Consider the following 20,315-nt stretch of genomic DNA (forward strand, 5'->3'; position numbering starts at 1 on the left):
CCTCACGGGAAGGGGTGGGGGTGGAGGGGCAGTTCGTCGTGGCGCAGCGGCCGGTCGGTACGGCCCAGCCGGTGGGGGACCTCCAGCAGCCGCGGCAGTCCCAGCGTCCGCCGGTTGACGTGTCCGAAGGTCATCGGCAGCGTGCCGGGGACGATCACCTTGGCGCAGTGCAGGCCCAGCCGGTCCCGTACGCCGGCCTCGTCCTGCCTGACCGCGAGGACCTCCAACCCCCCGGCGGCCAGCCGGTCCACGGTCCGCGCCAGCAGCAGCGCGAGGTCGGCCACCGGCTCGGGCGCCCCCGGCCACCGCACATACCAGGGCTCCTCCGGCGCGTCCGAGAACAGGAAGTCCAGCCGGGGTTGCGCCTCCGGCAGGGTGTTGAGCCCGACGTGGTCGTCGAGGTCCAGCACCAGCTCGGGACGGTCGAGCATCGGCCGCAGCCGGTCGGGGTCGAGCCCCCCGCCGGGGGTCGAACGGCGGGCGGCCTCCTGCACGTTGGTGACGACCTCCGCCACCGCCGAGCGGATCGCCGCGCGCGGGTCGTGGTGCGCCCCGGCGGCCAGGAACGCGCGGGGCGCGCCGGGATGCGCACCGTCGTACCGGCACAGCGCCAACACCGCTGGAACGGCGAGGTCGTTGGTCGCGTCGAACAGCGTCAGCCGGTAGCGCAGCAGGGCGGCGCGGTCGGCCAGGGCGGTCACCTCGGCGTCGTCGGCCGGCACGGCGACGCGCGGCAGCGGCGTGCGGGCGTACCAGGCCATCAGGAAGGCGTCGCGCTCGGCCACCTCGAACAGGCCGTACAGCACGGCCTCCTGGGGACTGTTGCCCAGCCCGCAGCCGTTCGAGGACTCGTACACGACCCGCGGCCGGTCGGGCCCCGGCACGTCCCAGTAGGCCACGTGCTCCGGTACGGCCACTGCGCGGCGCTCGGTGAGCGACCAGCCGAACACCCAGTCCAGTTCGAGGTCGGGCGAGTACGGGACGGTCCGGCGGGCCGGGTGGCCCTCGGAGCCGGGATCGGGCAGCCCGAGCCGGAGGGGATCGAGGACCGCGGGACCGCCCGCCGCGCAGAGCCGGGCGAACGACGTGCGCAGCACGGTGCGGCGGCCGGTGGGCCGCATGCCGGTGAGCCGCTCCACGCCCTCGAAGAGCGCGATGCGCTCGCTGGAGCGGAAGTCGCCCGACCGTCCGTAGCCGCCGTCGTCGAGGGGCCGTCCGTCCGTCACCCACGCGGTGGTGAGCGCGAACGCGGAGTCCTCGGTGCGGAAGAGCCGCCGCACCGGCCCGAACCGCTCGTCGAACAGCTCGGCCCGCAACCGCCCTGCGCCGGTGCGGGCGTTGGCCCCGCGCAGCACGGCCGGGTCGGGCACCGGCGCCGGCCCGGACGGCAGCCGGGCCCCGTCCGCGGTGTCGTCCGGCAACGGCCGGCAGACGGGGCAGCCGCCGACCGGGCGCACCCGGTGGGTGGACCAGGTGCAGCGGTCGCCCTGCAGGACGTGGACGGTGGCGCGGTGCGCCGGCGGGGCGGCTGCGTCGGCCCCGGGCGGACATGTGGCGGGGCGCCGGGCGGGGTGGTCGGCCGGGAGCGGGTCCCCTTGCGAGGGGCGTCCGTCCTCCGGGTCGTGGTCCGGGTCGTGGTCCGGGGCGTCGTCCGGGGCGTCGTCGTCCGGCGGATCCTGGCGCAGCAGGTCGGCCGCGAGCAGGAGCGCCGCCTCGGCGAGCGGCGGGGTACCGGTGCCGCCGAGGGCCAGGCCGGGGCCCTGCCAGGGGACCCGTCCCCCGGCGGTGGCCAGTCGTTGCCGCTCGGCGCAGCTGAGGCAGGCGCCCGCGCCCGGCCGGAGCACGGGGCCGACCACGGTCAGCGCCCCGTCCTCGCGCACGGGCACGAACCGCACCGGGTGCGCCAGGGCGTGCCGGCTCAGCCGCTCGGCCAGTCCGAGGTCCCACGCGGTCAGCCGGACGACGGCGCTGCCCGCGACCGTGGCGAGGGCCTCGGCCGGGTCGAGCACGGCGGGTGCGGGCGGGGGCTCCGGCACGGGGGCGGGTGAGGGGGCGGGGTCGGGTGAGGGGGCGGGGTCGGGTGCGGTCGGCGGTGCGGGTCCGGCAACCGGTGCGGGTGCGGGTACGGGTACGGGTACGGGTACGGGTACGGGCAGGCCGCGCGGCCCGGGGGCGCTCATCGGGGTTCCTCCGCACCCGCCAGGACCGTGAAGCCGGACGCGCGCAGGGCGTCGGCGAGGGGGCGGTCCGCGTCGGCCGGCCACGGGGTGGGGCGCAGCCCGGTGAGGCGGCCCAGGGCGGCGCGCAGGGCCGGTTCCCGGTCGGCGATCCCGGCGAGCCAGGTGTCGGTCCAGCCCTCGTCGGTCCAACCGGCCGGGCGGGCGCCGGCCGCCGCGAGCGGGGCCGTGGCACCGCTGAGCGAGGTGTGCCGGGCCGCGCCCGGCGCGCACTGCGCCGCCATCGCACGCGTCACCGCCCCGAGGGCGGCCAGCGCCACCGCGTCGGCGGCGGTGGCCTCGACGGCGCGGCTCACGCCGACCGGGCCGGCCCCGGCGGGGCCCGCCCCCGTCCGTACCGTCGCCAGGAACACCTCCTCCGAGCCGAGTCGGCGGACCGTCAGATCGGCCGCACACCCCATGCGCCGGGTGAGCACGGTCCACCAGTGGCGGGCCTGCGGATGCGCGTCCCAGGTGGCGTGGGGGGCGGCGGGGCCGACGCCGTCGAGGACGGCCCGGCGCAGGGCCCTGCCGTGGGCGTGCGCGGGGTTCGCGCCGACGACCGGGGCCGGCGCACCGCCGGGGCGCGCGGGCCCCCGCCGCTGCCGGCTTCCGTGTCCGGTTCCGTGTCCGGTTCCGCGCCCGCCTCCACTTCCGAGTTCGAGCCCGAGCCCGTAGCCGTGCCCGAGTTCGAGCCCGTGCCCGAGTTCGAGTTCGGCGGCGCGGCAGGCCGCCTCCAGGCGGGCCAGGTCGGCCCGTACCGCCCCCGCCACCAGCAGCCCCGCCGGGGTACGGCAGGAGGCCAGGGACGCGGGGAGCTGCGGGAGCGCCCCGGGCAGCGGTGCGTCGAGCACTCCGAGGCGCGGATCGCCCAGCGCCGCGACCCGGCGCAGGGCCTCGGTGAGATCGGTCGCGGGAGGGGCGCCCGGTGTCCGCCGCGAGGCGGGCGGCGCCGCGGCCCACGGGTGGTACGCCGCCTCCGCCGGCCGGGCCCGGGCGACCAGCACGGCCGGATGCCCGGCCGCCGTCCCGCCGGAGGCGTCGTCGGCCTCGGCCGGGTCCGGCAGTCCGGCGACGACCGCGAGCAGTCGACCGGCCGCCGCGCCGGCGAGCAGGGCGGTGCACGTCCCGGACGCGGGCCCGACGGCCCCGGCGGACGCGCGGGGCGGCCGGTCGGTCCGCGCCCGCGGCCCGGTCGGCGCCCCGGTGCCCGGCGCCGCGGACCCGGGCGGGGTCCCCGCGTCGCCCGGTGCCGTGGTGCCGCGACGCAGGCGGTGGGCGACGGCGGCGGCGTCGGAGCGGATGCGGCCGGGGTCGCCGGTAGCCGTGACGAAGCCGCCGTCGGCGTCGCAGGACACCGCCAACGCCACTGCCCCGGTGGGTACGTGCGCCACGAGCACGGCCCGGTCGGCCGGGAGGGCCGGATCGGAGATGACCCGCGGATCCGCCCCGGACCGTACGAGGGCCCGTACGAGGGCGCCGGCGAGCGGACCGGACGGATCGGCGGCGGCGATCAGCGGCCGGGCCGCGCGGACCGCCTCGGCGGCCCCGGCGGGGTGCTCCGCCGACGCCGCGGGCCAGGGCGGGAGTGCGACGCCGTCCGGGTGCTCGACCAGCAGATCGTGCTCCAGCAGCCGCGCGGTGAGGACGGCCAGTGCGTCCGCCACCCGTGGCGCGTCGGGGCCGCAGTCGGGGACCGGAGCACGGGCCCCGGCCCGAGGGTGGCCGGCGGTGTCGGTTCCACGGGGTACGGGCTGCGCGCCGTCGGATCGGGGCCCGGTCGGCGGATCGAGCCGGTCGGACAGCAGCCTCCACAGCGCCGGTAGCGCCCGGCTGCCCTCCAGGGTGACGTGGGCACCGCGACCGCGCAGGTGCAGCCCGTTGCGCAAGGGGGTGACGGCGATCCCGGGGCGCAGCCGGAGCCGCGGTCCCGGTACGACCGGCGCGTCGCGCACCGGGGCGCCCGCTCCGCTTGCCGCTGCCGCGGAGGCGGGCGGGGGCCCGAGGGGCGTGCGTGCGGCGGAGGGCCCCGCGTGCTCCGCGCGGCCGGCCGACGCCGTGCGCCCTGCGGGGGAGGGGTGCGGGGGGCCGGGTGGTGCGTGCGCTGCGGGGGAGGGGTGCGGGGGTGCGGGCGGCGCGTGTGCTGCGGGGGACGGGTGAGGGGGATCCGGTGGCGGGTGCGCTGCGGGGGAGCGGGGCGCGGTCATGACCGGGCCTCCACCGCTGCGATCACCTCGTCGACGCGGCTCCGCCACGCGTGGCCGGTGAGCTCCGGGACGGTGCGTACGACCAGGTGGGCGGCGAGGTAGCGCTCCACCGGCCGTACGTCGCAGATCGCGAAGAGCCGGTAGAGCGCGTTCGTGCAGGCCCGGTGGACCAGGTAGTCCGGCCGGCTCCACATCGCCCCCCGCGGGTCCGAGCGGCTCAGCAGGCGGTGGAACTCGCTGTAGCGGGTGCGGACATCCGGGTTCCAGCGGTCGGCGACCTCGGGGTCGCCCAGGGCCGCCGCGCGGTCGCGGTACGCGAGGGGCCGGCCCGTGAGGTCCGCGCCGGCCGCGCGCCGTGCGTCGGTGACGTGCCGGGCCCGGGTGGACCAGTGGGCCCAGGCGCGTTCCCAGCCCCTCGGCCCGGCGCCGTCGGTGATCCGGCCGACCAGCGCGGTGACCGCCGGGCCCGTCGCCGCCCACCGGCGTTCGAAGGCCGCCCGCAGCCGGCCGTCCCGGTCCTCGTGCACGAGGAGGTCCTCGAGGTGCGAGACGAGGGAGTAGTGCCCTCCGACCAGGCCCTCCGGGTGCACCGCCGCGTGCGCGGCGAGCGCGGCGACCGCGAGCTGCACGCGGGCGGCGGGCGCGTCCGCGTGGGCGCCGAGGAAGGCGCAGCCGGCGTCGAGGGCCGGCAGTCCGAGCACGAGCAGGTCGTCGCGGAGCCGGACCCCGTCCGTGCCGATCAGGGCGCGCAGGGACGACTGGTCCACGGGCTCGGTGCGGACCGTGCCGTCCGGGACGAGCGGGCCGTACGGCGGGGGGACCAGCTCGGCCCGTCCCGCCGCGGCGGACCGGGCCAGGAGGTCCGCCTCGGTGGCCGCCCCGGACGCGGGGGCGGGGTGGGCGGCGGCCCACGTGCGCAGGGCCGCCGTCGTCCGGTCGGCCGCGGCGGCCACGCGGTCCGGTGCGCCGCGCAGTCTCAGGCGCACGTGGGGACCGAACCGCCAGTGGCGTTCGACGTGGACGGTCAGGCCGTCGGCGGCGGCCCGGTGGGCGAGGGGCAGCACAGCCTCGCGGAGCAGCGGGGCCTTGTCCTCGCGGTAGTGGTAGAGGACGACGTCGAGGGCGGCGGCGGGCGGGGTGGGGCCGGGGCCGGCGGAAGCCGGGGTGAGGCCCCGCACGGCGTGAGCCGGGGTGGGGCCGGGGCTGGTGGGGGCCGGGGTGGGTCCGGGGCTGGTGGGAGTCGAGGTGGGTCCGGGCCCGGTGGGAGCCGTGACGGGGCCGGGCCCGGCGGGGGCCTCGGAGGCGGGCGGGCGGGGAGCGGCGTTCATCGGGTGCCTCCTCGGCGGGGCGGGGGGAGCACGGCGGCGGTCCGGGGCCCGGTCCGGGCGGCCGGGAGCGTGGCCGCCGACGCGGGAGGCGGGCCGGCCGACGCGGGAGGCGGGTCGGCCGGCCGGCGGCCCGCGCCGGCCCGCTCCGCCCGCGGGGCGGTACGGCCGGTCGTACGGGCCCGGGCCGGGCGGTACGTCTCCGCGACGAGTTCGACGGCGCGGCCCGGACGGGGCCGGCCCCCGAAGGAGGGCAGGGCCTCCTCGAGGACGACCCCGCGCGGGTGGCGGGCGAGCCAGCCGGCCAGGCAGCGCAGGTGGAGGGCGTTGCCCAGGTCCAGGCCCTGCGGCTTGGGCGCCCGCAGCCGCGTGACGAAGTCGTCGACCGCGTGCCCGGACGGGGCGGCCGGCGCCGGATGCAGGAAGAGCTGCTCGGGCAGGTGGAGCAGGGCCCGCCAGCGGGCCACCGGCTCGGCCGGCACCTCGCCGTCCGCCGCCGAGAGGTCGGCGCGCAGCGCCTCGAGCACGCCCGCGTCGAGGTGCCAGCGGCGCCGGGCCAGCACCAGGTGCCGGTGGCGCAGCCGCGGTGTACGGACCACCCGGCCGCCCGGGGCGGCCACCGTGTGCCGGGGCAGCAGCGGGCTGAAGTCGACCACCCCCTCCGGATGGTCGGCGAGGAACGGCCCGAGGCGCCGCGGCAGCATGACCGGGGCGAGGAAGCCGAGGTAGAGGACGTCGATCGGGTCGCCGGACGAACGTACGCGGAAACGGAGTTGGTCGTCATCGGGATCGTGCACGAGCGCGACGTCGGTCTCGGCCAGGGAGGTCCAGCGGCGGTCCGGGCCGATCTCGTCGGCGAGCAGCAGCGGGTGGAGGTTGGCGTTGAACCCGCCCACCGGCCTGATCTGGGCCGCCCGGACCCCCTCGCCCAGCCCGTGCCGGATGCGGTCCGCGACCGCGGCGGCAGCGGCCGGGGGCAGGGCGTCGAGGAAGCGGCTGGTGAAGCGGCCCCAGCCGCCGTAGACGTGGTTGACGCACAACAGCCGCGCGTCGGGGTCCCGTTGGAGGAAGTAGGCGTAGTCGAGCGGGCGGGCCGCCGTCCAGTCGGGCAGCCGGGCGGCGAGGGCACGGACCTGGCCGGCGGGGAGCACGACCTCGTCGGCTGGGACGCCCGCCGGGTCGTCTCCCGGACGGGCGGCCGTGTGCGCGAGCGACACGAACTCCTCGCGGAGCAACGCGAGTCCTCGTAGGTCCCCGGACAGGCCCGGGTCGTCGGACGGCCGGCCCGCGAGGCGGCCGGCGTCCTCCCAGGCCGCCGCCGTGTCGGCGCCGAAGTCCCAGGGGTCGCGGCAGGTGCCGCCGGGCCCGTAACGGGCGACGAACCGGTCGCGGGCGGCCCGGCGCATCACGTGCCCGAGGTCGAACAGTTCGGCGAGGGCGCTCAGTTCGGCGAGCGCGGCACGGTCGGCGGGGCCCGGGGGGTCGTACCCGGCCGGAAGGTGGTCCTGCTCCTCGTACGGGGCCCCCGAGGTCCGCCGCCTCGTCGACGGCGGACCCGACGGGCGGGAGGCGGGCAGGAGCGCGGGGGCGGTGACGTCCTCGCTGAGGACCGTGAGCGGCGCCGCGTCCGCCGGGACGGGGCGGCCCGCCCCGGCGAGCAGTTCGTGCCAGCGGCGGGCCAGGGCCGCGAGGAGGGCGGGCCGCTCCGCGGCCGGGGCGGCGGTGAAGCCCCGGGTGTCGTGGGCCAGCCGGGCGACCCGCGCCGCCACCGGGGCGTCCTCGGGCCACTGGTGCAGCCAGTCGGCCAGGGCCTCCAGGGGCGTGGCGTGCTGCGGGTCGACGGGGTCGGCGGGCACCAGCAGCCCGGCCGCGGCGAGGCGGTCCACGAACCCCGCGACGGCCGGATCGTCCGCCGCACGGCCCAGGCCGTCCGCGAGCCGGGCGGTCAGCGGGCCGAGCGGCAGGGGGCCCGTCTCCAGGGCGGCCGCGAGCGCCGCCAGCGCCGGACGGGCGGCGACCTCGACCTCGTCCTCGCGGGTCACCAGGTACCGGCCGCCCGCGAACAGCGTCTCCGCCCGGGCGTACCGGGCCCGCCCGTCCACCACCCGGGCACTGCTCGTCAGCCGGTGCGGGACGGCGCGGCGCCGGCGCGGCTCGTCGAGCAGCGCCGCGGTGAGCGCGGCGACGAGGGCGCGGCTCTCCCGGACGGTGGCGACGAGGGCGCGGCTCTCCCGGACGGTGGCGGCGAGGGGGACGGCCCCGGTCGGGGGCTGCGGGGGCCCGCCGGCGGCGGGCGGGCCGGCCGTCCAGCCGACGGCGGTGAACCACGACAGCGGACTGGTCTTCGTACCCGCCCGCAGAGCGTGCCGCAGGACGGCGGCCTCCTCCTTGCGGGCCCGCCGCCCGGTCCCGCCGTGGTCGGCCGCCCCGCCCGTCCTGGTGACGGCCCGCAGCAGGTCGGCGCTCGTGAGCGCGACGGCGCGGGTGAAGGCGGGCGAGCGGCAGAGTGCGGCGAGGGCGGCGCGCTCGGCGCCCAGGGCGGGCGGCACCGCGTCGGCGAGCTCGTCGAGCAGCCGGGCGCGCCGTTCGCGCAGGGCCAGCCAGTCGGCGAGCCGGGGAACCCGTACGGGCAGGTCGTCGAGCCGGTCGAGGAGCGCGGGGCGGGGCGTGCGGCCGTTGTGCAGGGCGCGGCGCAGCGGGAGGACCACCCGCCGGTGGAAGTCCTCGCCGTGGCCGGCGCGCGCGGCGAAGAGGTCGTCGGAGAGGGCGGCGCGCAGGGCGCCGTCCTCGGCGGCCAGGGCGGTGAGCCGGGCGAGCAGGGCCCGTACCGCGGCCGCGGGGGCCGTCTCGGCCGGGTACGGGAGGACGGTCGTACGGACCAGGGCGTGGCGCGCCGTCCGGTCACCGGCCTCGGGCGCGTCCCGCATGCCGGGGCCGTCGGGCGGGTCCGGCGCCGCGTGCGCCCCGGCCCCGGCGTGCGGGACGCGCCCGGGGATTCCGGTCGGGGCGGAGTGCGGCATGGCGGGCTCCCGGCGTACGGCTCGGAGGGACGGGCGGGTCGAGCACCGCGCACGAGCGGCCGGCAGGGCGGGGCGGTGGCGTCCGCGGCGCGGGGCCGTACGTCCGGCCGGGCCCCGGGGAGCCGCGGCCGGCCGTACGGCGGTGTCGGCGGCGCGACGGTCAGAGGACCTCGGGGGTGGTCACGTGGGGCTGGGCGCACGACGACGAGGCCTGGCACGAACAGGAGCCCCACGAGGCGCCGTTCTCGGGCAGCGCCGCTGTGTCGCGCAGCGAGGTCACGGTCAGGTCGGTGAGGTCCAGGTCGGCGTCCAGGTCGAGGTCCTGGAGCTCCAGGGGGTCCTGCGGGTTCGGGGTACGGGACATGGCGAACTCCCTTCGGAGGGAAGGCGGAGGTCGGGGACGGGCCGCTCGGAGGGGCGGCGCGGGACATGCCACGGAAGGGGCATGTCGGAACGTTCACAAGATCTCGCCCGAAGCCCGGTAAACAGCTCCGAACGGCCATTCGTCGTACAGCAGCGAGTGTGGGTGCCGGGGGAGGGCGGCAGCAAGGCCGATCGGGACATTGGCCGGTTGTGTTCGTCCCGGTCCGGTGCGTCGTGGCAGGTCACCGCCACCCACCGCCCGGACGCGGCGGCGCCCGCGGCGCCGAGGTGACGTACGTCGCCCCCGGGACGGGTGCACTATCGGTCAACCTCCGGTAGACGCCCCCGCGGCACGCGGCCCCGCGCCCCGGGATGCCCCGATTGCTTCCCCCGGCCCCCGCCACGTGGCGGGGCCCGCGCGGAGCCCACGTGCGAGGGACGGCCGATCACGAGATATCTTGATGTCGAGCAATGTTGCAGACGAGAGACGCAGACCAGGAGCGGAGCATCCGGTGACTGACTCGACCATCATCTACACGCACACTGACGAGGCCCCCGCGCTCGCCACGTATTCGTTCCTGCCCGTGGTCCAGGCGTACGCCTCGACCGCCGGTGTCACCGTGGAGACGCGGGACATCTCCCTCGCCGGTCGCATCATCGCGAGCTTCCCGGAGCACCTCACCGAGGAGCAGCGCATCGCCGACGCGCTGGCCGAGCTGGGCCAGCTGGCGAAGACCCCCGAGGCCAACATCATCAAGCTGCCGAACATCTCGGCCTCGATCCCGCAGCTCAAGGCCGCCGTCGCCGAGCTGCAGGCCCAGGGCTACGCGCTGCCGGACTACCCGGACGACCCGCAGACCGACGAGGAGCGCGAGATCCGCGCCCGCTACGACAAGATCAAGGGCAGCGCCGTCAACCCGGTCCTGCGCGAGGGCAACTCCGACCGCCGTGCCCCGGCCTCGGTCAAGAACTACGCCAAGACCCACCCGCACCGCATGGGTGCCTGGTCTGCCGACTCCAAGACCAACGTCGCCACCATGGGCGAGAACGACTTCCGCTCCACCGAGAAGTCCACGGTCATCGCCGAGGCCGGCGCCCTGCGCATCGAGCACGTGGCCGCCGACGGCGCCGTCACCGTGCTGCGCGAGTCCGTACCGGTCCTGGCCGGCGAGGTCGTCGACGCGTCCGTCATGCGCGTCGCCGCCCTGCGTACCTTCCTCTCCGAGCAGGTCGCCCGCGCCAAGGCCGAGGGCGTGCTGTTCTCCGTGCACCTCAAGGCCACGATGATGAAGGTCTCCGACCCGATCGTCTTCGGTCACGTGGTCCGCGCCTTCTTCCCGCAGACCTTCGCCAAGTACGGCGAGGTCCTGGCCGGTGCCGGCCTGTCCCCGAACGACGGCCTGGGCGCCATCCTGGCGGGCCTGGAGACCATCCCGCACGGCCTGGGCGCCGAGATCAAGGCGTCCTTCGACGCCGAGATCGCCGACGGCCCGGCCCTGGCGATGGTCGACTCCGACCGCGGCATCACCAACCTGCACGTCCCGTCCGACGTGATCGTCGACGCGTCGATGCCGGCCATGATCCGCACCTCCGGCCACATGTGGGGCCCGGACGGCAAGGAGGCCGACACCCTGGCCGTCCTGCCGGACAGCAGCTACTCCGGCGTCTACCAGACCGTCATCGAGGACTGCCGCGCGCACGGTGCCTTCGACCCGTCGACCATGGGCTCCGTCCCGAACGTCGGCCTGATGGCGCAGAAGGCCGAGGAGTACGGCTCCCACGACAAGACCTTCGAGATCGCCGCGGCCGGCACCGTCCGCCTCGTCGACGCCGCCACCGGCGCCCCCGTCCTCGAGCAGGAGGTCGCCGAGGGCGACATCTTCCGCGCCTGCCAGACCAAGGACGCGCCGATCCAGGACTGGGTCAAGCTGGCCGTCACCCGCGCCCGCGCCACCGGCTCCCCGGCCGTCTTCTGGCTGGACGCCACCCGCGCCCACGACGCGCAGCTGATCGAGAAGGTCAACGCGTACCTGCAGCAGCACGACACCGAGGGCCTGGAGATCAAGGTCCTGTCCCCGGTCGAGGCCACCGCGTTCTCCCTGGAGCGCATCCGCCGCGGCGAGGACACCATCTCGGTCACCGGCAACGTGCTCCGCGACTACCTGACCGACCTCTTCCCGATCCTGGAGCTGGGCACCAGCGCCAAGATGCTCTCGGTCGTCCCGCTGATGGCGGGCGGCGGCCTGTTCGAGACGGGCGCCGGCGGCTCCGCCCCGAAGCACGTCCAGCAGCTCGTCAAGGAGAACTACCTGCGCTGGGACAGCCTGGGCGAGTTCTTCGCCCTGGCCGCCAGCTTCGAGCACCTGGCCACCACCACGGGCAACGCCCGCGCCAAGGTCCTGGCCGACACCCTCGACCGCGCGACCGGCACCTTCCTCAACGAGGACAAGTCGCCGACCCGCCGTGTCGGCGGCATCGACAACCGCGGCAGCCACTTCTACCTGTCCCTGTACTGGGCCCAGGAGCTGGCCAGGCAGACCGACGACGCCGCGCTCGCCGAGGCCTTCGCCCCGCTCGCGAAGACCCTCACCGAGCAGGAGCAGACCATCGTCGGCGAGCTGAACGCCGTCCAGGGCAGCCCCGCCGAGATCGGCGGCTACTACCAGCCCGACCCGGCCAAGGCCGCGGCCGTCATGCGCCCGTCCGCGACCTTCAACCAGGCGATCGCCTCGCTCGCCTGAGCCACGGCGTGAACCCCGCCGCCCCGGCCGGACCCTTCCGGCCGGGGCGGCCCCGTCTCCGGGTCCCGGGGATCCGGGCGGCCCCACCTCCCGGATTCCCGGCCCGCGCCCGTATCCGGCACCCACCCGCATAACCGGACATGCCGTCCGATTGCGCAGGTGGCGGGCGGGTTGGGGCCGCCGCGAAGAGGGCAAGGTCACACGGCTTGCCTCTCCTGGCACTGAGTGCCTCTCCCCTAGCATCCTCGGCATGACGGTTCTCCCCGATGACGGGCTCTCGCTCGCAGCCGAGTTCCCGGACACCACCCACGAGGAGTGGCAGCGCCTGGTGGAAGGCGTGCTGCGCAAGTCGGGCAAGGACGTGTCCGGCGACGCCGCCGAGCAGGCGCTCTCGACCGCCCTCGACGACGGCCTGCGGGCACGCCCGCTGTACACGCCCCGGGACGCGGCCCCCGCCACCGGCCTCCCCGGCTTCGCGCCCTTCGTGCGCGGCTCCCGCCCCACCGGCGGCTGGGACGTGCGCCAGCGCCACGACCGGCCCGGGGCCGAGGCCGCCAACGAGGCGGTGCTCACCGACCTGGAGAACGGCGTCACCTCCCTCTGGCTCACCCTCGGCGACGCCGGCCTCCCGGTCTCCGGCCTGGCCCGCGCCCTCGACGGCGTCTACCTCGACCTCGCCCCCGTGGTCCTCGACGCCGGCGCCGAAACGGACTCCGCCGCACGGGAGTTGCTGCGCCTCTACGACGAGCGCGCGGTGGCCCGCGACGCCGCCCGCGGCAACCTCGGCGCCGACCCGCTCGGCCTGGCCGCCCGTACCGGCGCGGCCGCCGACCTCACCGGGGCCGCCGAGCTGGCCCGGCTCTGCGACGCCGACTACCCCGGCCTGCGCGCCCTGACCGTCGACGCCCTGCCGTACCACGAGGCCGGCGCCTCCGCCGCCCAGGAACTGGGCGCCTCCCTGGCCACCGGCGTCGCCTACCTGCGGGCCCTCGCCGACGCCGGGCTGTCCGTCGAAGCGGCCCTGCGCCAGCTCGAGTTCCGCTACTCGGCGACCGCCGACCAGTTCCTCACCACCGCCAAGTTCCGCGCCGCCCGCCGGCTGTGGGCGCGGGTCGCCGAGGCCTGCGGCGTCCGCACCGGGGACGCCGGCGCGCAGCGCCAGCACGCGGTCACCTCGCCGGTGATGATGACCCGCCGCGACCCGTACGTGAACATGTTGCGCACCACCATCGCCACCCTCGCCGCCGGCGTCGGCGGCGCGGACGCGGTCACCGTGCTGCCCTTCGACCACGAGCAGGGCCTGCCGGACGCGTTCGCGCGGCGCATCGCCCGCAACACCTCCTCGATCCTCCTGGAGGAGTCGCACCTCGGACGGGTCGCCGACCCGGCCGGCGGCTCCTGGTACGTCGAGCGCCTCACCGTCGAACTCGCGGACGCCGCCTGGGAGTTCTTCCAGGAACTGGAGGCCGCCGGCGGCCAGTCCGCCGCGCTCGCCGACGGCCTGGTCGGCGACCGCATCGCCGCCACCTGGGCCGCCCGCACCCGGCGCCTGGCCACCCGCCGCGAGCCCGTCACCGGCGTCAGCGAGTTCCCGAACCTGGGTGAGAAGCCCGTCGAGCGCGAGGCGGCTCCCGCCCCGCTCACCGGCGGCCTGCCCCGGGTCCGCCGCGACGAGGCGTACGAGGCGCTGCGCGCCCGCTCGGACGCGCACCTGGCCGCCACCGGCGGCCGCCCGAAGGTGTTCATCGCCGCCCTCGGCTCCGCCGCGGCCCACACCGCCCGCGTCACCTTCGCCGCGAACCTCTTCCAGGCCGGCGGCATCGAACCGGTCCACACCCCGGTGACGGTGGACGCGGCCACCGCGGCCGAGGCCTTCGAGGCCAGCGGCGCGACCATCGCCTGCCTGTGCTCCTCCGACGCGCTGTACGAGGAGCAGGCCGCCGACGTGGCCGCGGCCCTCCAGGGCGCCGGCGCCGACCAGGTCCTCCTCGCCGGCCGGTCCGGCGAGCACCCCGGCGTCGACGCGTACGTGTTCGCCGGCTGCGACGCCGTGGCCGTCCTGACCTCCATCCTCGACCGCACGGGAGTGGCGGCATGACGATCCCCGACTTCTCGCAGGTCCCCCTCGGACCGTCGGCACCCGCCGAGGCCACCGAGGAGCAGTGGTCCGCCGCCGTCAAGGAGGCCACCGGGTCCAGCGCCTCCGACCTGCTGTGGGAGACCCCCGAGGGCATCGGCGTCAAGCCGCTGTACACCGGCCGCGACCTCGAAGGCCTCGACTTCCTCGGCACGTACCCGGGCGCGGCGCCGTTCCTGCGCGGCCCGTACCCGACCATGTACGTCAACCAGCCGTGGACCATCCGCCAGTACGCGGGCTTCTCCACGGCCGAGGAGTCCAACGCCTTCTACCGCCGCAACCTCGCGGCCGGCCAGAAGGGCCTCTCGGTCGCCTTCGACCTGCCCACGCACCGCGGGTACGACAGCGACCACCCGCGCGTCACCGGCGACGTCGGCATGGCGGGCGTGGCGATCGACTCCATCTACGACATGCGCCAGCTCTTCGACGGCATCCCGCTCGACAAGATGACCGTGTCGATGACGATGAACGGCGCGGTGCTGCCGATCCTCGCGCTCTACATCGTCGCCGCCGAGGAGCAGGGCGTACCGCCGGAGAAGCTGGCCGGGACCATCCAGAACGACATCCTCAAGGAGTTCATGGTCCGCAACACCTACATCTATCCGCCCCGGCCCTCGATGCGGATCATCTCCGACATCTTCGCGTACACCTCGCAGAAGATGCCGCGCTACAACTCCATCTCCATCTCCGGCTACCACATCCAGGAAGCCGGCGCCACGGCCGACCTGGAGCTGGCCTACACCCTCGCCGACGGCGTCGAGTACCTGCGCGCCGGCCGCGAGGCGGGTCTGGACGTCGACGCGTTCGCACCCCGGCTGTCCTTCTTCTGGGCCATCGGCATGAACTTCTTCATGGAGGTGGCCAAGCTCCGCGCCGCCCGCCTCCTGTGGGCCAAGCTGGTGCGGCAGTTCGACCCGAAGAACCCCAAGTCCCTGTCACTGCGCACCCATTCGCAGACCTCCGGCTGGTCCCTGACCGCGCAGGACGTGTTCAACAACGTCACCCGCACCTGCGTCGAGGCCATGGCCGCCACCCAGGGCCACACCCAGTCGCTGCACACCAACGCCCTCGACGAGGCCCTCGCGCTGCCCACGGACTTCTCCGCGCGCATCGCCCGCAACACCCAGCTCGTCCTCCAGCAGGAGTCCGGCACCTGCCGCGTCATCGACCCGTGGGGCGGCAGCGCGTACGTCGAGAAGCTCACGTACGACCTGGCCCGCCGCGCCTGGCAGCACATCCAGGAGGTCGAGGCGGCCGGCGGCATGGCCCAGGCCATCGACGCCGGCATCCCGAAGCTGCGCGTCGAGGAGGCCGCCGCCCGCACCCAGGCGCGGATCGACTCCGGCCGGCAGCCGGTGATCGGCGTCAACAAGTACCGCGTCGAGAACGACGAGCAGATCGAGGTCCTCAAGGTCGACAACTCCTCGGTGCGCGCGCAGCAGATCGCCAAGCTGCGCCGGCTGCGCGAGGAGCGCGACGAGCGGGCCTGCCAGGACGCGCTGCACGCCCTCACCGAGGCCGCCGGCCGCGGCTCCGGCACGGGCATGGAGGGCAACCTGCTCGCGCTCGCCGTCGACGCGGCCCGCGCCAAGGCCACCGTCGGTGAGATCTCCGACGCCCTGGAGAAGGTGTACGGCCGCCACGCCAGTCAGATCCGTACGATCTCCGGCGTGTACCGCAACGAGGCAGGGGAGTCGCCGCACGTGGACCGCACCCGCGCCCTGGTCGACCGCTTCGAGGAGGCCGAGGGCCGCCGCCCGCGCATCCTCGTCGCGAAGATGGGCCAGGACGGACACGACCGGGGCCAGAAGGTCATCGCCACCGGCTTCGCCGACCTCGGCTTCGACGTCGACGTCGGCCCGCTCTTCCAGACGCCGGCGGAGGTGGCCCGCCAGGCGGTCGAGGCGGACGTGCACATCGTGGGCGTCTCGTCGCTGGCCGCCGGCCACCTGACCCTCGTACCGGCGCTCCGCGAGGAGCTGGCCGCCGAGGGCCGCGAGGACATCATGGTCGTCGTCGGCGGGGTCATCCCCCCGCAGGACGTCCCGATCCTGCGGGAGATGGGCGCCGCCGAGGTGTTCCTGCCCGGCACGGTGATCCCGGACGCGGCGTACGACCTGGTCGTGCGCCTCGGTGCGGAGCTGGGCCACACCGGCCTGGCCGAGACGGAGTAGCCGGGGACCGTGGCCATCGACCTCGACAGCTACGTCAAGGGCGTGCTCGACGGGAAGCGGGCCTTCGTGGCCCGCGCCATCACCCTCGTCGAGTCCACCCGACCCGACCACCGGGCCCTGGCCCAGCGGCTCCTGACGGAGCTGCTGCCGCACACCGGCCGGGCCCGGCGGATCGGCATCAGCGGCGTGCCCGGCGTCGGCAAGTCGACGTTCATCGACGCCTTCGGCACCCTGCTGACCGGGCTCGGCCACCGGGTCGCCGTGCTCGCCGTGGACCCGTCCTCCACCCGCACCGGCGGTTCCATCCTCGGCGACAAGACCCGGATGGAGCGGCTCGCCGTCGACCCGGCGGCCTTCGTCCGGCCCTCGCCGAGCGCGGGAACCCTCGGCGGCGTCGCCAAGGCCACCCGCGAGTCCATGGTGGTGATGGAGGCGGCCGGCTACGACGTGGTCCTCGTCGAGACCGTCGGCGTGGGCCAGTCGGAGACCACCGTCGCCAACATGGTGGACTCCTTCCTGCTGCTCACCCTCGCACGCACGGGCGACCAGCTCCAGGGCATCAAGAAGGGCGTCCTGGAACTGGCCGACGTCATCGCCGTCAACAAGGCCGACGGCCCGCACGAGCGCGACGCCAGGGCCGCCGCCCGCGAACTGTCGGGCGCCCTGCGGCTGATGCACCCCGCCGACGCGGCCTGGACCCCGCCCGTGCTCAGCTGCAGCGCCCGCGAGTCCGCCGGGCTGGACACGGTGTGGGACCGGCTGGAGCAGCACCGCTCCGTGCTCGACGCGGGCGGCCGGCTGGCGGCGAAGCGGCGCGAGCAGCAGGTGGACTGGGCCTGGGCCATGGTCCACGACGAACTGCTCGGCCGGCTGCGCGCCCACCCGGAGGTCCGCACCCTCGCCCCGGAGCTGGAACAGCGCGTCCGCGAGGGCCGGTTGACGCCGACCATGGCGGCCGAGTCGATCCTGGCGGCCTTCGGCGGCGCCTGATCACCGAAGGCCCCGGCCCGGTCCGTGGCGCCCCCGCCGCCTCGGTCCCACGACCCGAGGGAGTTGCCGTCCCGTCCCCGCCCCGTCCTCAGCCCCCCGCCGCGAGGCGGCGGAGGAGGGCCGGCAGGGCCGTGCCGATCGGCTCCCGGACCACCTCGTCGGCGCGGTCGTCGTACGGGGTCGGCTCGGCGTTGACGACGATCAGCCGGGCCCCGTGGTCGGCCGCCACACCCGCCAGGGCCGCGGCCGGCTGGACCTGCAGGCTGGTGCCGACGGCCACGAACACCGAGCAGCCCTTGGCCACGGCCAGCGCCTGCCCCAGCACCACGGGGTCGAGGGCCTGGCCGAACATGACGGTGGCCGGCTTGAGGATCCCGCCGCACCCCCGGCACGCCGGGTCAGGCTCGCCGGCCCCGACCCGGTCGAGGGCCTCCTGCATCGGCGCGCGGGCGTGGCAGCGCGTGCAACTGGTCTCCAGGGCCGTGCCGTGCAGCTCCAGCACCTTGCGGGCCGACAGCCCGGCCCGCTGGTGCAGGCCGTCCACGTTCTGGGTGAGGACGCGGACCGGGATCCCGGCCCGCTCCAGCTCGGCCACCGCCACATGGGCCGCGTTCGGCTCGGCGGCCAGGGCGCCCACGTCGCGGCGCATCAGCCAGGACCGGCGACGCACCTCCGGATCGGCCATGTACGCGTCGTACGTGACCAGCTTCTCGGCTTCGGGGTCGCGCCGCCACAGCCCGTTCGGACCCCGGTAGTCGGGGATCCCGGAGTCGGTGGAGATGCCGGCACCGCTGAGGATCGCAACAAGAGGCTTGCCCATGCGGCGAGGGTACGCAGGTCACGGGGGGTCGACGAAAGGATTTTCGCCCCCCGGGGCGCGGTCAGCCCTGGTACTGGGTGAGGTCGATCTCGTACATCCGCAGCGGGTGGCCGTGGGCAGGGTGCACCGTGTCGAGGCACGGGGTCATGCCGAGCTTGCGCATGACGTTCTCCGAGGCCCGGTTCTGCGGCCGGCAGATGCTGACGACCCGGTCCAGCCCGCGGTCCTGGAGGGCGAACTCCAGCGAGGCGTGCGCGGCCTCCGAGGCGTACCCCTGGCCCCAGAACGGGCGGCCCAGCCGCCAGCCGATCTCGACGGCCGGCAGCACCTCGGGGAGGAAGTGCGGCACGGACAGGCCCGCGAAGCCGGCCAGCTCCCCGGACCCGAGCAGCTCGACGGCGAACAGGCCGAAGCCCTCCTCGTCCCACTCCTCCTCCCACCGCTCGATCGAGTCGGCGGTCTCCTCCAGGTTCCGGGGCCTGCCGTCGCCGATCCAGCGCATGACCTCGGGGTCGGCGTGGATCTCGGCCATCGGGACGAGGTCGTCGTCCTCCCAGCGGCGCAGGCGGAGACGGGGGGTGAGGATCTCGGTCATACGGCCATCCTGCCGCATCCCTGGACCGTCACAGCACGCCGCTGCCGGAGTGCGGGGCATAGAGGTCGATCATCCGGATCCGGGCCGTCTGGAGGCGGTGGGCCAGGATCCGGCCGACCCAGTGGCCGAAGGACGCCCCGAAGGCGAGGTCGGCGTCCATCAGCATGCGCACGGCCCGGGCGTCGAACTCGTGGGTCCGTACCGGCGTCATGGCCTCGCAGCCGAGCTGCCAGACGTAGGGCGGGAACAGCCAGGACCAGCCCACCAGCTCCCCGGGTCCGAGGCTCTCGATCGCCACCGGGCGGCGCCGGTAGGGGACGACCATGTCGAGGGCGACGGTGCCGGACCGGACGATCCAGAACCGCTCCGCGGGCGCGCCCTCGTCGAAGAGACGGGCGCCGACCGGGAAGTTCACCTCGCGCGCCAGGGACATCAGACGCTCCCGGTGCGCGGGGGAGAGGGCGGCGGCTATGCGGGTGGGTGACGGTGTGCCCATGACGACCTCCGGGGGACGAGCCTCTTCCAGTGTCACCGCACCCGGCGCCGCGGGCACCGCTCGGTGCCGAACGGCTTCGGCCCGGGTCCGGAGGGCCCGGTGCCGGTGGGTGCGGGGCGGGGCCGACGGGGGTGCGGTCACTGTGGGTAGCGTGGGCTGCACCCAGGGGTGACGCCCGGTCCGGATGCGGGGTGCGGGCCCCCGTTCCCCGTCCGTGCGTACGTACGAGCGCCCGGTCCGCGGCAGGAGGCCGACCTCCGGAATTCGGCCCGGGCCGACTCACCCCGCGGTTGCCGACGGGTCCGGCCTTGTACAACGGTACGGTCGCCGCGTCGGGTCGGCCCGCCGTGGAACGTCGCCATGCGAAGGGGCATTGCCATGCGTTATGCAGTACTGGGCACCGGCATCGTCGGCCGTACGCTCGCCGCCCGACTCGTCTCCCTCGGCCACGAGGTCGTGATCGGCACCCGTGACCCCCGCAACACCCTGGCCCGGGCCGAGCCGGACGAGCACGGGCTCGCCCCGTTCGCGCGGTGGCAGGCCGAGAACGCGGCCGTCGGGCTGGCGTCCTTCGCCGACGCGGCGGCCGGCGCCGAGGCCCTCGTCAACACCACCTCCGGATCCGCCACCCTCGCGGTGCTGGACTCCGTGCGCCCCGGCGACCTCGACGGCAAGGTGCTCGTCGACATCGCCAACCCCCTGGACTTCTCCCAGGGGTTCCCGCCCGGACTGAACCCGGTCAACACCGACAGCCTCGGCGAGCAGATCCAGCGCGCCCACCCCGCCCTGCGCGTGGTCAAGACCCTCAACACCATGAACTGCCTGGTCATGGTGGACCCCGCCCGGGTGCAGGGCGAGCACACCGTGTTCATGTCCGGGGACGACGCCGACGCGAAGAAGTCCGTCGCCGAACTCCTGGGCTCCTTCGGCTGGTCCGACGAGAGCATCATCGACCTCGGCGGCATCGAGACCGCCCGCGGCACCGAGATGCTCCTGCCGGTCTGGCTGCGGCTGATGGGCGCCCTGGGGCACACGGACTTCAACTTCCACATCCAGGGCGCGCGGCGGCACTGACCGCCGACTGCACGGTTCGACGGCGGCGGCGACGGCGGCGGCGACGACGGCTCGACGGCAGCGGCAGCGGCAACGGCCGCGGTGACGGTCCGTCGGGCTGGCGGTGCGACGCGGTGACGGTCCGTCGGACGCGGGACCGGACGGACCGCGACACGGC

13 protein-coding genes are annotated in these 20,315 nt (G+C 76.1%); 5 read left to right on the forward strand and 8 right to left on the reverse strand.

Going from position 1 to position 20,315, the window contains the following annotated elements:
- Window positions 1-2: 2 nt before the first annotated feature.
- From IF43_RS0110700 to IF43_RS36345, 5 genes are all read right to left on the reverse strand, one after another.
- Complete coding sequence (locus tag IF43_RS0110700; RefSeq protein WP_234332084.1) at window positions 3-2,180, reverse strand: TOMM precursor leader peptide-binding protein; 2,178 nt, start codon at window positions 2,178-2,180, stop codon at window positions 3-5.
- Window positions 2,177-4,171 carry a hypothetical protein gene (locus IF43_RS0110705; RefSeq protein ID WP_051795070.1) on the reverse strand — a complete coding sequence of 665 codons (1,995 nt, stop codon included), beginning with the start codon at window positions 4,169-4,171 and terminating at the stop codon, window positions 2,177-2,179. Before IF43_RS0110705 ends, IF43_RS0110700 begins: the two co-directional genes overlap by 4 nt.
- Before the next feature lie 248 nt (window positions 4,172-4,419).
- Window positions 4,420-5,751, reverse strand: a complete 1,332-nt coding sequence (locus IF43_RS0110710; RefSeq protein ID WP_030197398.1) for a lantibiotic dehydratase C-terminal domain-containing protein — start codon at window positions 5,749-5,751, stop codon at window positions 4,420-4,422.
- The gene (locus IF43_RS0110715; RefSeq protein ID WP_051795073.1) at window positions 5,748-8,768 is read right to left on the reverse strand and encodes a lantibiotic dehydratase; all 3,021 of its coding nucleotides are present in this window, start codon (window positions 8,766-8,768) and stop codon (window positions 5,748-5,750) included. The genes IF43_RS0110710 and IF43_RS0110715 overlap by 4 nt, the downstream gene beginning before the upstream one ends.
- 160 nt (window positions 8,769-8,928) lie before the next feature.
- The gene (locus IF43_RS36345; protein WP_037888041.1) at window positions 8,929-9,132 is read right to left on the reverse strand and encodes a thiazolylpeptide-type bacteriocin; all 204 of its coding nucleotides are present in this window, start codon (window positions 9,130-9,132) and stop codon (window positions 8,929-8,931) included.
- 511 nt (window positions 9,133-9,643) lie between these two features.
- Here IF43_RS36345 and IF43_RS0110725 point away from each other — a divergent pair.
- The 4 genes from IF43_RS0110725 (at window position 9,644) to meaB (ending at window position 17,173) form a co-directional block, all read left to right on the forward strand.
- Entirely contained in the window at window positions 9,644-11,872 is a 2,229-nt protein-coding gene (locus IF43_RS0110725; protein ID WP_030197404.1) for an NADP-dependent isocitrate dehydrogenase, read from the forward strand.
- A 250-nt stretch (window positions 11,873-12,122) separates the two neighbouring features.
- Window positions 12,123-13,970, forward strand: a complete 1,848-nt coding sequence (locus IF43_RS0110730; RefSeq protein ID WP_030197405.1) for a methylmalonyl-CoA mutase family protein — start codon at window positions 12,123-12,125, stop codon at window positions 13,968-13,970.
- Window positions 13,967-16,183, forward strand: a complete 2,217-nt coding sequence (scpA, locus tag IF43_RS0110735) for a methylmalonyl-CoA mutase (RefSeq protein ID WP_030197407.1) — start codon at window positions 13,967-13,969, stop codon at window positions 16,181-16,183. The genes IF43_RS0110730 and scpA overlap by 4 nt, the downstream gene beginning before the upstream one ends.
- Window positions 16,184-16,192: 9 nt before the next feature.
- The gene (meaB, locus tag IF43_RS0110740) at window positions 16,193-17,173 is read left to right on the forward strand and encodes a methylmalonyl Co-A mutase-associated GTPase MeaB (protein ID WP_030197412.1); all 981 of its coding nucleotides are present in this window, start codon (window positions 16,193-16,195) and stop codon (window positions 17,171-17,173) included.
- 88 nt (window positions 17,174-17,261) lie between these two features.
- Here meaB and IF43_RS0110745 read toward each other — a convergent pair whose 3' ends face one another.
- From IF43_RS0110745 to IF43_RS0110755, 3 genes are all read right to left on the reverse strand, one after another.
- A complete protein-coding gene (locus IF43_RS0110745) occupies window positions 17,262-17,993 on the reverse strand; it encodes a Sir2 family NAD-dependent protein deacetylase (protein WP_030197413.1) in 732 nt (243 codons plus the stop codon).
- A gap of 61 nt (window positions 17,994-18,054) precedes the next feature.
- A complete protein-coding gene (locus tag IF43_RS0110750) occupies window positions 18,055-18,588 on the reverse strand; it encodes a GNAT family N-acetyltransferase (RefSeq protein WP_030197414.1) in 534 nt (177 codons plus the stop codon).
- Window positions 18,589-18,616: 28 nt separating this feature from the next.
- Window positions 18,617-19,084, reverse strand: a complete 468-nt coding sequence (locus tag IF43_RS0110755; protein WP_030197415.1) for a Crp/Fnr family transcriptional regulator — start codon at window positions 19,082-19,084, stop codon at window positions 18,617-18,619.
- A gap of 378 nt (window positions 19,085-19,462) precedes the next feature.
- On the opposite strand from IF43_RS0110755, the gene IF43_RS0110760 reads away from it, so the two are divergent.
- Window positions 19,463-20,158 (forward strand): NADPH-dependent F420 reductase, encoded by a 696-nt coding sequence (locus IF43_RS0110760; RefSeq protein ID WP_030197418.1) that lies wholly within the window; start codon window positions 19,463-19,465, stop codon window positions 20,156-20,158.
- Window positions 20,159-20,315 lie beyond the last annotated feature (157 nt).

It is taken from the genome of Streptomyces sp. NRRL S-87 (genome assembly GCF_000719335.1).
Lineage (GTDB): Bacteria > Actinomycetota > Actinomycetes > Streptomycetales > Streptomycetaceae > Streptomyces.